Here is a 16,116-nt window from a genome sequence, read left to right on the forward strand (position 1 = left end):
TGATGTACGCGCGCCCCAATTCGATTTCCGGCAAACAAAAACCGCCCGGTTTTGCCGGGCGGTTTTTTCGTCTCACAATCCAGATTCGTTACTGGTTGCCATTGCCGAAGCGGCGCGACCACCATCCCGCGCGGCGGGGCTGGGTTTCGTTGGCTACTTCGGCAGCGGGCTGTTGCGGAGCCGGGGCGGGGGCCGGCGATGGCTCAGGCTGGCTATGACCGACTGATGGCGCTGCATCAGGCTGGGCGTCGACCAGGAAACTCACCTTCTCGCGCACGGTTGAACGCCGGCGCGCGGCCCTTTCGGCTTCCTGGACGGTTTCCTCTTGCGCAGGCGCATGGGCCGCCTCCTGCGGAACGCGATCCATGGGTGGTTGCTCGGGCGGTGGCGCGATGGATTCCGGCTGCACCATCGGCAGCGGTGGCTGGGCTGAACCTCCGTCGAAATCGGCAACCGCGGTGATCGCCTCCGGTGTGGATGGCGGCCCCAGTTCGTCGGAAATAGATCCGGCCAGACCGTCCTCGAGCCCGCCGCGCCGGCGGCGGCCGCCGCGACGGCCGCGGCGGCGAGGCCGCCGTTCGCCGCCGGCCGGCTGATCGGCGCGAACCGCGCCGGGCTGTTCGTCAGATTCGTCCTCGTCGGATTCGCCTTCCTCGGCGATGACGCCGGGAATCGCGACCGCTTCGAACGCCACGCGTCCGCCCTCGGTTTCCTCACGCGGCGGACCGCCTTCGCGCGGTTCGCCGGGACGGCCGCGTCGCCGCCGACGCCGCTTGCGCTTGTGGCCGTCGGCCGTGGTTTCACCGTCGGTCGTCTCGCTGACCGCCGAATCCTCGGTGAGCCCTTCGGTCTCGTCGGTCTCCACCTCCGATTCGGTTTCGACGTCGAACGGCTCGTCGTCGTCGAAGGCTTCCTCGGTCTGCGGCGGGAAAGCTGCAACCTGCGCCGCCAGCAGCGCCTTGGCGGCCTCCAGCGTGTGCACCTGTTCGCCGCGATCGATGATGAACGACTGCTGCGCGCTCACGGTCGGGTCGGCGATGACGGCAAGCGTCACCTTGAAGCTGTTTTCGAGATCGCGCAGATGGCCGCGCTTGTGATTGAGCACGTAGAGCGCGACGTCGGTCCGGGTGCGCACCACGAGATTGTGGGTCGCGCCCTTCATTAGGATCTCCTCGAGACCCCGCAGCAGTTGCAACGCCACCGACGATACCGAACGCACATGGCCGCTGCCGCCGCACTGCGGGCAGGGTTCCGTCGAACTCTCCAGCACGCTGGCGCGAATGCGCTGGCGCGACATTTCGAGCAGGCCGAAATGCGAGATGCGGCCGACCTGGATACGGGCGCGGTCCTGTCGCAGGCAATCGCTGAGCTTGCGCTCCACCGAACGGTTGTTGCGCTTCTCGTCCATGTCGATGAAGTCGATGACGATCAGGCCCGCGAGATCGCGCAGGCGCAGTTGCCTTGCGACTTCCTCCGCGGCCTCCAGGTTGGTCTTGAGCGCGGTGTCCTCGATATGATGTTCGCGGGTCGAGCGGCCCGAATTGACGTCGATCGAAACCAGCGCCTCGGTCTGGTTGATCACGATGTAGCCGCCGGACCGCAATTGCACGGTCGGCGAGAACATCGCATCTAGCTGGCTCTCGACGCCCATCCGCGAGAACAGCGGCTGGCCGTCGCGATACTGCTTCACCGCGCGCACATTCGACGGCATCAGCATCTTCATGAAATCGCGGGCTTCCTGATAGCCGGCTTCGCCGGCGACCTGGATTTCGTCGATTTCCTTGTTGTAGAGATCGCGCAGCGATCGCTTGATCAGCGAGCCCTCTTCATAGACGAGGGTCGGTGCCTGCGACTTCAGCGTCATGTCGCGGACGGTTTCCCACATCCGGATCAGATATTCGAAGTCGCGCTTGATCTCGGGCTTGGTGCGCGAGGCGCCGGCGGTGCGCAGTATAATGCCCATGCCCTCGGGCACGTCGAGATCCTGCACCACTTCCTTGAGGCGCGAGCGATCCTGCGCGGAAGTGATCTTGCGGCTGATGCCGCCGCCGCGCGCGGTGTTGGGCATCAATACCGCATAGCGGCCGGCCAGCGAGAGATAGGTCGTCAGCGCGGCGCCCTTGTTGCCGCGCTCTTCCTTGACGACCTGCACCAGCATCACCTGACGGCGCTTGATGACTTCCTGGATCTTGTATTGACGGCGCGGACGGAAGGCGCGCTCCGGCACCTCTTCCATGACGTCATCGCCGCCGACCGATTCAACGACTTCCTCTTCGGCGTCCTCGCCATCGTCCTCATCGTCGTGATTGTCGTCGCCATGCGGTTGAGTTGCATGCTCGTCGTGAGGCGCGGCGGCGTGTTCTTCACCGGCTCGCTCGGCATGCGCGGCATCGTCGGCATGGGCTGCGTTTTCGAGCGCGTGCTCCTCGTGGGTGTGCTCATCATGTGCATGCTCTTCATGCGCATGCTCTTCATGTGCTTCCGCCCCAACCGGCGCGTCCGGCGTGGCGACGGACGCCTCGATCGCAGCTGCGATCGGCACAGCGGGCTGGGATTCGGCCGCCGGCGTCTCGTCCGCGTGAGTCGCGTGGATATGGTCATCGTGATCGTGCTCATCATGATCGTGTTCATCATGGGCATGTTCATGATCGTGCGAATGTTCATGATCATCGTGATCATGATGCTCCGCATCATCGTCGTGATCATGATGCTCGGCATCGGCATGGTGATGCTCGGCGTCGTGGGTGTGGCCGTGTTCGGCGTGCTCGCCTTCGACATGCTCGTGGCCGTCATGCGGCTGAGCGGCATGCGACGGATCGGCGCCTGCGTTTTCAACGATGTCGCTCTGGACCCGCTCGCCATTGCCGCGGCGGCGCGAGTTGCGGTGGCGCGGACGGCGGCGGTTGGAGCGATTCTCGGTTTCTTCCTCGGCCTCGCGATGGGCGCGTTCGTCGGCCTCGATCAGCGCCTGACGATCGGCGACCGGGATTTGGTAATAATCCGGGTGGATTTCGCTGAAGGCGAGAAAACCGTGGCGGTTGCCGCCGTATTCGATGAAGGCCGCCTGCAGCGACGGCTCTACCCGCGTGACCTTGGCGAGGTAGATATTTCCGCGCAGTTGTTTGCGCTGAGCAGTCTCGAAATCAAATTCCTCGACGCGATTGCCGCGGACCACAACGACCCGGGTCTCTTCCGGGTGGGTGGCATCGATCAACATTTTGTTGGGCATTTTGGGACTCTTGACGGCGGCGGGCGCGTATGACCGGGAGCGCGTATCGCGCCGCCGGGTGACGCGACGGTCCACCTGATTCGGGGGTGAGGGGAAGGCCGAAACGCAACCCGGGGCGCCCAGCCGAACGCGATCCCGTGGAAGTGAAGCGACGCGCGGAACTTTCGCTTCGCGTCGGCGCTGGTCTTCCGTGGATCATGGTCGGCAATACATTCTGGCGCATCAAGCGTCGGCCCGTCTGAACACATGGGCGGCGAAAGTCGCCGCTTTGTCTGTTGCTGAAGGTCCGGCGCGGCGCCAAAGCGCTCGCCGGCGATCGCATATCAGGCTTTTGAGCCCGGATAATCGGTTATGCCGCGTCTGAAGTCGTCCCTGGAACAAGATGGTAACCTGGGACCGGACGCCGCTCGGGCTCGAAACCGCCGCTCCTTGTCAGCCGCGCGCTGCGCTGGCTTTGGAGGGATCGGAAGGACGCTGGAATCTTCAGAATTCGAAGGTTCCGGCGCTGCACCGGGAGGCTGAACGTGACACAACCGGGAGTTTTAGCCGTCAGCCCCCTGTACATACGTCGATTGGCCGCCGCGTGCAAGAGAAGCGTCGCAACGCGGCAACACTTCGCCTTATTCGCCGCAGGCGCGTTAAGGTTGGATTAACCCTGCGGTTCTATTGCGGTATGAGGGCTGCTCGGAGGCTTGGATTCGTTGGCGATCCGCGCAAATCATCGGGTTTTGCTGGGATACGCGCTGGTGTGCGCCGCAGCATTGCTATGCTCCGATGTCAACCGGGTTGGCGCCGCGGAGGGGCAACCCTCGACCCCGGTCACGACGTCGGATTTTCCCGTCGCCTCCGACGCCAGGCTGGCCGGCGATGCCAAACAAACCCGCTTCGTGCTCGATCTCGACAAGACCATCCAGTTTCGTGCCTTTGCGCTGGCGGATCCGTACCGGGTGGTGGTGGATATCCCTCAGGTCAGCTTCCAGCTTCCTGCCGGAACCGGCACCGCTGGGCGCGGCCTGATCAAGGCATTCCGCTACGGCTTGGTGATGCCGGGCGGTTCGCGAATCGTGTTCGATCTGACCGGTCCGGCCAGGATCTCACACTCCTATGTGCTCGACGCCGCCAACGGCCAGCCGCCGCGGTTGGTGCTCGAACTGGAAGAGGTTGACCGCACCGCCTTCGTTCAATCGCTGGCGGTCGAAAGCCGGCCCGAACTGCGGTCGGCCATCGCGGACGCGGCGGACGCCGCGGTACCCGCCGAAGCGGCGGCTCCGCCCAAGCCTGCCGCGCCGGCGGATCTGCGTCCCGTGGTGGTGATCGATCCAGGCCATGGCGGTATCGACAACGGCACCCAGGCCAGCGGCGAGAGCGAAAAGAGCCTGGTGCTGGGATTTGGCCTGGCGTTGCGCGACCGCCTTGAAAAAGGCGGCAAATATCGCGTCGTGATGACCCGCACCGACGATACCTTCATTCCGCTTGCGGAGCGGGTTCGGATCGCCCGCAACCAGTCGGCGGCGCTGTTCGTGTCAATCCATGCCGATGCGTTGCCGCGCGGCGAGGGGGACGCCCAGGGTGCGACGATTTACACACTGTCCGACCGCGCCTCCGACGTCGAAGCCGAAAGGCTCGCCGAGGCGGAAAACAAGGCCGACGCCATCGGCGGGGTGAATCTGACGGAGGAGCCGACCGACGTCGCCGACATCCTGATCGACCTTGCGCAGCGCGAAACCCGCACCTTCTCGAATCGGTTCGCCCGGCTGTTGATGGGCGAGATGAAAAATACCGTCCGGATGCACAAGCGCCCGCTGAAATCAGCCGGATTTAAAGTTCTGAAGGCCCCCGACGTGCCCTCGGTGCTGGTCGAACTCGGCTATGTCTCAAACAAGGGCGACCTCGAACATCTGGTATCGGATAGTTGGCGTTCGCGGACCGTTGGCTCGATGGCGCAGGCCGTTGACGCCTTCTTTGCCGAACGCATCGCAACGGCGGGCTCGGCCGACTGAAAAGGGGAACCCTTCCGGTGGTGGAAGCCCTAGTTTGGCCACAGCGGCGGCCCTATAAAAAAACCACCGCGAGATCCTAGGAATCGATCAAAATGCCCTCCGGGCCGACGGGCTAGACAATATTATGCGGGCTGTGCGGGATGGCAGATCGTCCCGTAGTGGCGTTCACGCTGAGCAAGCGCCCCAGTCACGGGGCAAGGGGAAACGGATATTTGATAATGCGCTTGCTGGTGCGGTTCATGGGTTTCTTGTTCGCCGCCGGAACGGTTTTGTTTCTGGTGGGCGTCGCCGCGGCGGCGGGGCTGATCTGGCATTTTTCCAAGGACTTGCCCGACTATTCGCAGCTTCAGGATTATGAGCCGCCGGTGATGACGCGCGTCCACGCGGCGGACGGCGCGCTGCTTGGCGAATATTCCAAGGAACGCCGGTTGTACCTGCCGATCCAGGCGGTTCCAAAGCTCGTCATCAACGCGTTCCTCGCCGCCGAGGACAAGAACTTCTATGAGCATGGCGGCATCGATTTTTCCGGCATGGCCCGCGCGGCCGTGCTCTACGCGCAAAATTATGGCTCCAACCGTCGTCCGCAGGGCGCCTCCACGATCACCCAGCAGGTCGCCAAGAACTTTCTGCTGACCAACGAAGTATCGTTCTCCCGCAAGATCAAGGAAGCCTTGCTGGCGATGCGGATCGAGCGCGCCTACTCCAAGGACAAGATCCTCGAACTCTATCTCAATGAAATCTATCTCGGCCTCGGCGCTTACGGCATTGCCGCCGCGTCGCTGGTTTATTTCGACAAATCGGTGAACGAACTCACCGTCGCGGAAGCGGCCTATCTGGCCGCGCTGCCGAAGGCGCCGGCGGCGCTGCACCCGGTGCGCAACCACGACCGCGCGATCGAGCGGCGCAATTACGTGATCGACCGCCTGCTGGAAAACGGCTGGATCAAGCAGGCCGATGCCGACAAGGCCCGCAAGGATCCGTTGATTGTCACCAACCGGACCAACGGCGCCCACATTTTCGCCGGCGAATATTTTGCCGAGGAAGTCCGGCGCGACATCTTCGAGCGATACGGCGAAAAGAAACTCTATGAAGGCGGCCTGTCGGTCCGGACCACGCTCGACCCCAAAGTGCAGGTGATGGCGCGCAAAACAATGGCCGCCGGCCTCGTGAACTACGATGAGAATCAGGGTTGGCGCGGCGCCATCAGCAAGATCGACATCACGGGCGACTGGGGCGTGAAGCTCGCCGACGTCAAATCGCTGTCGGACATCTCGCCCTGGCGAATGGCGGTGGTGCTGGAGACCAGCGAGCAGTCGGCGCGGATCGGTTTTCAGCCCGGCCGCGAACTCGGTGGCGCCGTGCTCAAGGATCGCCAGACCGGCAACATCACCCTTGAGGGCGTCCGATGGGCAAAAGCCGCGGCCGGTCTGGCGCGGGGCAGGACGCCGACCGCGGTTTCGCAGGTGCTGTCGCCGGGCGACGTCATCTATGCGGACCCGTTGATTGGCAAGGATGGCGCTGCGGTCGAGGGCCAGTATCGGCTGCGCCAATTGCCGGAGGTTTCCGGTGCGATGGTCGCGATGGATCCGTGGACCGGCCGCGTGCTGGCCATGGTCGGCGGATTCTCCTTCGACCAGAGCCAGTTCAACCGCGCCACGCAGGCCTACCGGCAACCGGGATCATCCTTCAAACCGATCGTGTACTCTTCCGCGCTCGACAACGGCTACACGCCGTCGACGGTCGTGGTCGATGCGCCGATCGAGATTGATCAGGGGCAGGGCGCGGGCGTCTGGCGTCCAGACAACTATTCGGCCGGCCATTATCATGGCCCCACGACGCTGCGGAATGCCCTGAGATGGTCGCTCAACACGGTGACGGTGCGGCTGGCGCAGGACGTCGGCATGCCCCTGATCGGCGAATACGCCAAGCGCTTCGGGGTCTATGACGAGTTGCCGAACTATCTGTCCTACGCGCTCGGCGCCGGCGAGACCACGGTGATGCGGATGGTCACGGCCTATTCGATGTTCGCCAATGGCGGCCGGCGCGTGAAGCCGACCTTGATCGACCGCATTCAGGATCGTTATGGCCACACCATCTTCAAGCATGACCAGCGCGAATGCCGCGGCTGCGACGCTCCCGGCGGCTGGAAGAATCAGCCCGAGCCGCAGCTTGTCGACCGCAGGGAGCAGGTGCTGGATTCGATGACGGCCTACCAGATCACGTCGATGATGGAAGGCGTGGTCCAGGGCGGCACCGCGATCGCCCTGAAGGACGTCGGCAAGCCGATCGCCGGCAAGACCGGCACCACCAACGATGAAAAAGATGCCTGGTTCGTCGGCTTTTCGCCGGACATCGTGGTCGGCATCTATATCGGCTACGACAAGCCCCGCAATCTCGGCCGCAAGGCTACCGGCGGTGTTCTGGCCGCGCCCATCGCCCGGGATTTCATGAAGCTCGCGCTCGCCGACAAGCCCGCGATTCCGTTCCGGGTGCCGGCGGGCATCAAGCTGATCCGGGTCGATCAGATGACGGGAATGCGCGCCGGTCCTGGCGACGGCGGAAAGACGATTCTCGAAGCCTTCAAGCCGGGCACCGCGCCGCCGGATAATTATTCCGTCATCGGCGTCGCCGATGCCGACGGCCGCTCGCTCACGGTGTCGCCCGACGCCGACCGCACCATCATGCGCTCCGGTACCGGTGGGCTTTACTAGCGAAGCCAGGTGCCGGTTCGCCTGAAGAAAACACGCCGATACAATACGAGCCGATTGCGCTTTGTGGCGCCCGCCGCTACATCCCTTGCAGCATCAGAGCGTTTTCACGCGAAGTGGGTGTCGGTTCGCGTCAAGAAAACGCGTCAAAACAGCAGATGAGAATGGCGGCCTGTGCCGCAGATCAGAGAACCCATGCGCGCTGAAGTCGAACGTTTAGTTGAAGAGATCAAGCAGTCGGTCGGGCTGCTGAGGAGGCATCTTTGACGTCGATGCATCCACTGCGCGCCTTGCGGAGCTGAACAAGCTCGCAGAAGATCCCAATCTCTGGAACGATCCCCAGAAGGCGCAGAAGTTGATGCAAGAGCGCACCTCACTTGAGGATGCGCTGGGTGGCATCGGCAAGGTCGAGCGCGAACTCGAAGACAATATCGGGATGATCGAGCTCGGCGAAGCCGAGAACGATTCCGGCGTCGTCGCCGAAGCCGAGACCGCGCTGAAAAATCTGCAGAAGGAAGTGGCCCGCCGCGAACTGGAAGCCCTGCTGTCGGGCGAAGCCGACCGTTTCGACTCCTATCTCGAGGTTCATGCCGGCGCCGGCGGTACCGAGAGCCAGGACTGGGCCGCGATGCTGCTGCGCATGTATACGCGTTGGGCCGAAAAGCACGGCTTCAAGATCGAATATCTGGAAGAGACGCAAGGTGAAGAGGCCGGCATCAAATCGGCCACCATCCAGATCAGCGGTCACAATGCCTATGGCTGGCTGAAGACCGAAGCCGGCGTACACCGGCTGGTGCGGATATCGCCGTTCGATTCCAACGCGCGCCGGCACACCTCGTTCTCCAGCGTCGCAATCTTTCCGGTGGTCGACAACAGCATCAAGATCGATATCGCGGAGTCCGATGTGCGGGTCGATACCATGCGTTCGGGCGGCGCCGGCGGCCAGCACGTCAACAAGACCGAATCGGCTGTGCGGCTCACCCATATTCCGACCGGGGTTGCGGTGGTCTGCCAGGCCGGCCGGTCGCAGCACAAAAACAAGGCGCAGGCGTGGGACATGCTGCGCGCGCGGCTCTACGAAATCGAGCTGAAGAAGCGCGAGGAGCAGGCCGCCGCCGATCAGGCCGCCAAGACCGATATCGGCTGGGGCCACCAGATCCGCTCCTACGTCCTGCAGCCCTATCAGATGGTGAAGGATCTGCGCACCGGCGTGCAGACCTCGGACACCTCGGGTGTCCTTGACGGCGACCTCGATGAATTCATGGGGGCGACGCTGGCACAGCGCGCGTTTGGCGCGCCGCCCGCATCGATCGAGGACGTGGATTAACCCATGGCACAGGTCGCGTTCATTGGCCTCGGACGGATGGGCCACGGCATGGCCGGCCGGTATCTCGACGCCGGCTTCACGGTCGCGGTCTGGAACCGGAGCAAGGCCAAGGCTGAAGATCTGATCGCGCGCGGCGCGCGATGGGCGACGTCGCCGGAGGATGCCGCCATCGATGCCGAGGCTGTCGTGACCATGGTCGCTGACGACGAGGCATCGCGCGCCGTGTGGCTCACCAGGGATGGCGCGGCCGCGACCATGAAAGCCGGCACGATCGCGATCGAGTGTTCCACCGTATCGTATAACCACGCGATCGATCAGGCGCGCGAGCTTCGCAGACGCGGCCTCATCTACATCGATAGTCCCGTCGCCGGCTTGCCGGATGCCGCGGCCAGCGGAAAATTGACGCTGCTGGTCGGCGCCGAGCCCGCGGATCTCGAACGGGCGCGGCCTTATCTGGCGCCGCTCTCGACGACGATCCGGCATTTCGGCGCCGTCGGCACCGGCACCGTCTACAAGCTGATCAACAATCTGATGGGCGCGATCCAGATTGCCGGTATCGCAGAGGGCCTCGCGATCGCCGAGCAGGCCGGTCTCGACATGAAGCTGGTGCTGGAGGCGATCGAGACCGGCGTTGCCGCCAGCCCACAGGTGCTCCGGCATTCCAAGCGGATGGTGGCGCGGAATTTTTCCGGCGCGACCTTCACCGCGGCGCTGCGGCACAAGGATGCGGCTTACGCCGTGGCGTTGGCCGAGAGCCTTTTGTCCGACGTTCCCCTGATGGGGCGCGCCGCGGTGGAGGCGTATGCCAGGGCGACAGCCCATGCGCCCGACGACGATGAAGGCAAGATGATCGAGATCGTATCGCGGTCGAAGGGCGCAGCGACGTAATCAGCCACCTGTCCGCGCCACCTTCCATTCCGAAAGCCACCCCGTAAACCTGCCGCTGTCGCGATTGCCGCCGTGCCAGGCCGCATACACCGCGCCGTCGTCAGCCACCAGCAGCACGACGTCGAGACCTTTGGAGCGGCGCAGCGTATCGATCGCCTGGGCGGGCGTCTGCGCGATGGGACCTGCGACATTAAACGACGTGTTGACGGATATCTCGACACCGATGTGGCGGCCGAGTGCCTTCAGATAGGCGTAGGTGAGGGGGTCGTCTTGCGCGCGCACGATCTGAATTCGCCCGGTGCCGTCGGCGTGAATCACCGCCGGAATCTTTTCGCGCGCGTGCGGCTTCGATCGCGCCGTCAGGACCATGTAGTTGTAGGCGTTGTATTCGGCGTCCGACGCGCCCTCCTGCAGATCGAAATACTCCCGCGCCGCGTCCAGCGTCGCCATCGGCGCCAGCGGGCGGATCGCTTCGCGGTATTTGACGCGCTCGTTGAGCCGCTCGCGCACTTCGGGGTCGCATGGGTTGGCCAGGATCGAGCGATGGCCGAGGGCACGCGGCCCGGTTTCGGCTGCGCCTTGATAGAGCGCGATGACGCCGTTTTGCGCCACCAGGAATGCCATCAGATCGGCAACGGCGTCGCGTCCGTCGGGCGTCGCAATATCCCCGATCCCTGTTGAGGCGATGTCGTCGGCCTCGAGCGCGGCTGCGATGTCCTGACGCTCTGGCGAGGATCCGCAATAAAATGCGTGCGTCATCGGGGCGCCGCGCGGTGCGCCTGCCAGATGCGCGAACAGCCAGGCGGCGCCGATGGTGACGCCGGGGTCGCCGGGGACAGGCGGCACCCACAGATGCAGGCGAGCCCTGCGTTGCTGCGCCTTCGCGAACCACGCCTCGTCGAAGTGCTCGAGCAGGCGCATGTTGCCGACCGCATTCAACGCCACGCCGCCGGTCAGCACCAACCGGCTGGCGCCGGTTAAGCGCAGCAGATGATCGACTACATGGATCATCGCATCCTCGAGCACCAGTTGCGTCGCGGCGGCCTTGTCGAGACGATTCCTGGTGTCGGGCCGGTGCTGGATGTCCTCGACCCGCAGCACCGCGTCGGGATTCCAGAGCTGATCGGATCTTAGCGGCACGCCGAGGATATCGATCAAGGCCGCCTTGTAGGGATGATGGAACGGGTCGCAATACCAGTTGGCAAGAGCGCGATTGAGCCGCACTTCGCCGGCGCCGCCCAAATCCAAAACCTGTCTCAGCCGTGGATAGTACGGATTGCTGGCGCGGTTCATGTCGCCCCACGCCGCGGCGCCCATGTAGCGGCCCTCGCAGGACAACCAGGTCCAGCCACCCTGGGTCGATGAAATCACGCTGTAGAAGGCGCCGAGCGAGTCGAACATGCTGTCATTGCAGTAGAGCCGCCGCATTTCGCCATTTCTGACGACATAAAGCGAGACCGATCCCTTGTCGCCGGTGCCGTCGAGCACGGCAATCGCGACGGGTTCATCGTCCCCGGCGAAGGGCGAAGCCGCGAACGAAAACCAGGCATGGTTGTCATGGTGCGGCATGCAGATCAGCGGCACACGCTCGGAAAGGCCGAGCCGCCTGGCGAGGATTTTCGGCGTGCGGGTCATCTGATCGAGCCGGCGGCGGTCGTATCCGGCGGCCTCCGTGGTGCGCAGCAGCTTCAGGCTTTGCGGCAGTTCCTCCAACACCGAGCGGGCGAGCGTCCCGGCCAGCGTCGGGTAATCCCAGGTGGTAAGCCAGGCGGCGATATCATGGATATCGCGCCCCATGCCTCGCAGCGTTTCCACCATCGCATCGATCGAGGCGCGCGGATATTCTGTGGTGTGCTTGTTGCCGGAAAAGCGTTCTTCCTCGTTGTTGACGATCAGCCGCGGGCCATTGGCCTCCGTCACCTCCACCAGCGCCACGCCAGAATTGTGCGTGCCGGGCAGCCCGAGCCCCGCGAGATAGACCGTCTCGCCGCGGCCAAGCCGTTCGCGGACGCGCGCGATCCGCTCCTTGGCGAAGGCCGATCCGAGCTGATGAAAACCCAGCGCCCCCATCGATTTCGCGCCGAGCCATCGCGCGGCGCGAAATCCGAACGTTGCGAGTTTGGGATACCGCGGGCCAATTCGTCTTTTCAGTTCCAAACCACGGGCCTTGTCAGTGACAGGTGCTCGCTTGCATCAATCATAATTGGCGGCAAGCAACAATGCGGTTTCGGGTCACGGAATAAGCCGATGCTTGCATGCGCGCGCGGGGCTTGCAACACTTGGTCAAAAGAAAACGCCTAGCGGGAGGGAACGATGTCGGTGCGGATGCGAAACCTTGTTGCGTTGGCGGCATTTGCTGGCGCCGCGTTGACGGCAGGCGCGGCGAGTGCGCAGAAGAAATATGATCCGGGCGCGAGCGATACCGAGATCAAAATCGGCAATATCATGCCCTATAGCGGTCCGGCTTCCTCCTATGGGGTGATTGGCAAGACCGAAGCGGCTTACTTCAACAAGATCAACGCGGAAGGCGGCATCAACGGCCGCAAGATCAATTTCATCTCCTATGACGACGCCTACAGCCCGCCGAAGGCGATCGAGCAGGCGCGCAAGCTGGTGGAGGGCGACGAGGTCTTGCTGATCTTCCAGCCGCTCGGCACGCCCTCCAATGCGGCCATTCAGAAATACATGAACGCCAAAAAAGTGCCGCAGCTCTTTGTCGCCTCCGGCGCCACCAAGTGGGGCGATCCCAAGCACTTCCCTTGGACGATGGGCTGGCAGCCCAACTACCAGAGCGAGGGGCGGATCTACGCCAAATACATCCTCGACCATTTCCGGAACGGCAAGATCGCGGTGTTCTGGCAGAACGACGACGCCGGCAAGGACCAGGTCAAGGGATTGCGCGACGGGCTCGGCGACAAGGCCGGCATGATCATTGCCGACAAATCCTATGAGGTGAGCGATCCCACGATCGATTCCCAGATCGTCGCGCTGCACGATTCGGGTGCCGATATCTTCTTCTCTTGGGCGGCGCCGAAGGGATCGGCGCAGGCGATCCGGAAGGTCGGCGAGCTCGGCTGGAAGCCGAAGTTCTTTCTCGCAAACACCGCGACATCGGTGGCCGCCGTGCTGAAACCGGCGGGTCTCGAAAACGCCAAGGACATCATCTCGACGGCCTATCTGAAGGATCCAACCGATCCGGCCTGGAAGGACGATCCGGGCGTGAAGACATGGCAGGCCTTCATGGACAAGTATTACCCCGACGGCGACAAGCTGAACGCGAACAACGTCTACGGCTATGTGCTGGCGCAGAACATGGTTCAGGTGCTCAAGCAGTGCGGTGACAACCTGACCCGCGAAAATGTCATGAAGCAGGCCGCTAATCTCAGGGATTTCTCAACCGACATGATGCTGCCGGGCGTCAAGGCCAATACCAGCCCGGACGACTTTTTCCCGATCGAGCAGATGCAGCTGATGAAGTTCGACGGCGAGGCGTGGCGATTGTTCGGCGACGTCATCGACGGCGAGGTCGGCCACTGACGCCATGCCCTGGCCATCGGCCCGAGGCCGTAAGCTCAGCCCGCGCTCAGCCGCACGCCGGCGCGCAAGAACTTCTGGGGATCGACCGCGTCGCCATCGATTCTGGTCTCATAGTGCAGATGCGGACCGGTGGACCGGCCGGTTGAACCCACAGCGCCAATTACTTGTCCGATCTTGATGGGATCCCCGACCTTGACGCCGATCTCCGACAGATGGCCGTAGCGGGTCGACAGACCGTTGCCGTGGTCGATTTCCACCATGCGGCCATAGCCGCCAGCCCATCCCGCGGACACCACTTTGCCGTTCGCGGTCGCGCGGACGGGGTCGCCCATTTGCGCGCGGAAATCGAGACCGGTGTGCATGGCGGGGCGGCCGAGGAAGGGATCGGTGCGGATTCCGAAACCGCTGGTGAATTCGACTTCGCCGACCACCGGCTTGCGATACGGCACCAGCGCCAGCGTCCGGTTCAGACGCTCGACCTGGGCGCGGGTGATGTTGATTCGGTAGAGCTGGCGCTCGAACGGCCCCGCGTCGGAAGGAAGTTTGACCGGAACATAGGGTCCGCCTATGCCGACGCGCGGGGTCGCGGCTTCCAGCTGCGTCATATCGAGGCCGAGATCGGTAATCACGCCGCGCATTCGGCGCACCCTCGATTCCATGCCGTCTTCGACCGCGCCAAGCGCCGCGATCTGGCGGCCCTCGACCTGGTCGAGCGAGGTCTGCAGGCGCACCAGGACGTTGTCGACGCCCTGGATCTTGGCAAACTGATTCGGTTGCGCGTTGACGGCGATCGGGGCGCGCGATTCGAGCCGCGCTTCGCGATCCGGGGGCGCCACGAAAATCACGGTATCGCTGATCGGCGAAGGTTTCGGCACACCCGAGACAGCGTCAGTTGCCGCGGCTCCACGCACCGGGGGCCTGATCGATCCGGTGACCTGGCCGTCCGGAATGGCGCCGAGCGCAGTGGCGCGGGATTCCAGCGTGGTCTGCCGGCGCATGATCTGGTCGAGCTTCTGGTCGAACTGCTCCTGATCGAGCAACTGGCGGCTGGTCGTGCGATCGACCTTGGCGCGCAGTTCGGCGATGCGGTCTTCGTAGGCGTATTGCATCTCCGCCTGGCGAGCGATCAGCCGGGTGAGAACGTCGTCGCGGAACGCGAAATAGGTCGCGGTCGCGGCCGACCACATGCCGAGCACGCTGACCGTGCCGACCACGATCCAGAACGCCACCGGCCCAAACCGGACCTGTTTGCCGGCATGGACGATGGTGTAGCCCTCTCGCGCGGGCGGGGCAGCAGGAGCCGAGGCGTGGCTCATCGCCGGCCGGCGGGCCGACGATGGCCGGCCGTGGTCGTGAGGATGGCGTTGGGGGTACTCGGAGTATTGACCGGAACGGTACGGCATCGGCACTCCCGCGCCGGTCGGACAGGAGTTCCGTACGGCTAAATTCGCGGGGGTGATTTGACCTGGTCATGGTTAATTTTTAGCGAACGGGCCGCTCGAATTACAGGGTCCGCACCGCCGCCAACACCTCGTCGGCGTGGCCGTCGACCTTCACGTTGCGCCAGATCCTGATGATTCGGCCGTCGGCGCCAATCAGAACCGTGGTGCGAAGAATGCCATGGAAGGTCCTGCCATACATGGATTTTTCGCCCCAGACGCCGTAGGCAACCAGCATCTCGTGCTGCTCATCCGACACAAGAGGAGTAGTGAGATCGTGCTTGTCGCGAAACGCTTCCTGCGCCTTCGGCGGGTCGGCGGAAACGCCGAGCACCGCGGTCTGGCTTTGCGCAAAGGCGCTCGCCAATCGCGTGAAGTCGATGGCTTCCTTGGTGCAGCCCGGCGTGTCCGCGCGCGGATAAAAGAACAGCACCAATTTTTTCCCGGAGTAGTCGGCCAGCGAAACGGTGTCGCCGCCGTCGCGGGGAAGCCGGAAGGCGGGGGCCTTCGCGCCTTCGACCAAAGCCGATTTGCGAGCCGCCGATGGATCTGCCTTTCCAACCGACGGGCTTTTCGCCGGTGGATTTTTGGCTGCGGCCGTAGCGACGGCCGGCTTTGAGACTGCCGCAGCAACCCGTACGGCGGATGCGCCTCGGCCCGGCGATTTTAACGCTTTTGATGCGGCCTTGTGCGATGCTCCCGCAACAGTCTTTCGCGGTTGCTTGCTGACATTCTTGCCTGACTTGTTCGCCGTCACCAGCCGGGTTTTCGAAGCCGGCGTTTTCGCCGATGTCTTCGATTGGGCACGCGCAGCCTTCTTGGGGGCCGCCTTGGGGGATTTCTTACGCGTTTTCTTGGACATACGCCTTCCTTTCGTCGCTTTCGGCGGATCAACCATGGGGGTATTGCGGGCCTTGTCATGGCAAGCTGGAATCAAGCCGGCCGCTGGGCAAGTCTGATGGCCTCGGAGTAAGCTTACAAGGAATTC

General features: G+C 63.7%; 9 protein-coding genes. 5 read left to right on the top strand and 4 right to left on the bottom strand.

Translation table 11 applies throughout. The annotated features are described in order from the left end of the window. Positions 1-88 precede the first annotated feature (88 nt). Positions 89-3,229 carry an Rne/Rng family ribonuclease gene (locus tag B5527_RS17120; RefSeq protein WP_079602573.1) on the bottom strand — a complete coding sequence of 1,047 codons (3,141 nt, stop codon included), beginning with the start codon at positions 3,227-3,229 and terminating at the stop codon, positions 89-91. Between the two features lie 701 nt (positions 3,230-3,930). Between B5527_RS17120 and B5527_RS17125 the strand changes: the two genes are divergently transcribed. The 4 genes from B5527_RS17125 to B5527_RS17140 all read left to right on the top strand — a co-directional run bounded on the left by B5527_RS17125 (position 3,931) and on the right by B5527_RS17140 (position 10,152). Beyond that, positions 3,931-5,229, top strand: coding sequence for an N-acetylmuramoyl-L-alanine amidase (locus tag B5527_RS17125; protein ID WP_079607334.1), 1,299 nt, complete (start codon positions 3,931-3,933; stop codon positions 5,227-5,229). Positions 5,230-5,447: 218 nt separating this feature from the next. Then, positions 5,448-7,940 (top strand): penicillin-binding protein 1A, encoded by a 2,493-nt coding sequence (locus B5527_RS17130; RefSeq protein ID WP_079602574.1) that lies wholly within the window; start codon positions 5,448-5,450, stop codon positions 7,938-7,940. Positions 7,941-8,132: 192 nt separating this feature from the next. Beyond that, a protein-coding gene (prfB, locus tag B5527_RS17135; protein ID WP_154072310.1) for a peptide chain release factor 2 occupies positions 8,133-9,264 on the top strand; the annotation gives its coding sequence in 2 pieces (ribosomal slippage) (positions 8,133-8,201 and positions 8,203-9,264; 1,131 coding nt in all). A 3-nt stretch (positions 9,265-9,267) separates the two neighbouring features. After that, positions 9,268-10,152, top strand: coding sequence for an NAD(P)-dependent oxidoreductase (locus tag B5527_RS17140; RefSeq protein ID WP_079602576.1), 885 nt, complete (start codon positions 9,268-9,270; stop codon positions 10,150-10,152). On the opposite strand, the gene B5527_RS17145 is transcribed toward B5527_RS17140, so the two are convergent. Further along, positions 10,153-12,309, bottom strand: a complete 2,157-nt coding sequence (locus B5527_RS17145; RefSeq protein WP_245332627.1) for a carbamoyltransferase C-terminal domain-containing protein — start codon at positions 12,307-12,309, stop codon at positions 10,153-10,155. Between the two features lie 156 nt (positions 12,310-12,465). Here B5527_RS17145 and B5527_RS17150 point away from each other — a divergent pair, with 156 nt between their 5' ends. Continuing rightward, entirely contained in the window at positions 12,466-13,689 is a 1,224-nt protein-coding gene (locus tag B5527_RS17150; RefSeq protein WP_079602578.1) for an ABC transporter substrate-binding protein, read from the top strand. A gap of 35 nt (positions 13,690-13,724) precedes the next feature. On the opposite strand, the gene B5527_RS17155 is transcribed toward B5527_RS17150, so the two are convergent. Beyond that, positions 13,725-15,092, bottom strand: a complete 1,368-nt coding sequence (locus B5527_RS17155) for a M23 family metallopeptidase (protein WP_079607335.1) — start codon at positions 15,090-15,092, stop codon at positions 13,725-13,727. A 100-nt stretch (positions 15,093-15,192) separates the two neighbouring features. After that, the gene (locus B5527_RS17160) at positions 15,193-15,990 is read right to left on the bottom strand and encodes a peroxiredoxin (protein WP_079607336.1); all 798 of its coding nucleotides are present in this window, start codon (positions 15,988-15,990) and stop codon (positions 15,193-15,195) included. Between the last annotated feature and the right edge of the window lie 126 nt (positions 15,991-16,116).

Origin of the sequence: Bradyrhizobium erythrophlei, from assembly GCF_900129425.1 — a bacterium.
GTDB lineage: Bacteria > Pseudomonadota > Alphaproteobacteria > Rhizobiales > Xanthobacteraceae > Bradyrhizobium > Bradyrhizobium erythrophlei_C.

Excerpts from the sequence above, each read along its gene's own strand:
- B5527_RS17150 (WP_079602578.1), top strand. The coding sequence starts at position 12,466 with ATGTCGGTGCGGATGCGAAACCTTGTTGCGTTGGCGGCATTTGCTGGC.
- B5527_RS17130 (WP_079602574.1), top strand. The coding sequence starts at position 5,448 with ATGCGCTTGCTGGTGCGGTTCATGGGTTTCTTGTTCGCCGCCGGAACG.
- B5527_RS17155 (WP_079607335.1), bottom strand. The coding sequence starts at position 15,092 with ATGCCGTACCGTTCCGGTCAATACTCCGAGTACCCCCAACGCCATCCT.
- B5527_RS17140 (WP_079602576.1), top strand. The coding sequence starts at position 9,268 with ATGGCACAGGTCGCGTTCATTGGCCTCGGACGGATGGGCCACGGCATG.
- B5527_RS17120 (WP_079602573.1), bottom strand. The coding sequence starts at position 3,229 with ATGCCCAACAAAATGTTGATCGATGCCACCCACCCGGAAGAGACCCGG.
- B5527_RS17160 (WP_079607336.1), bottom strand. The coding sequence starts at position 15,990 with ATGTCCAAGAAAACGCGTAAGAAATCCCCCAAGGCGGCCCCCAAGAAG.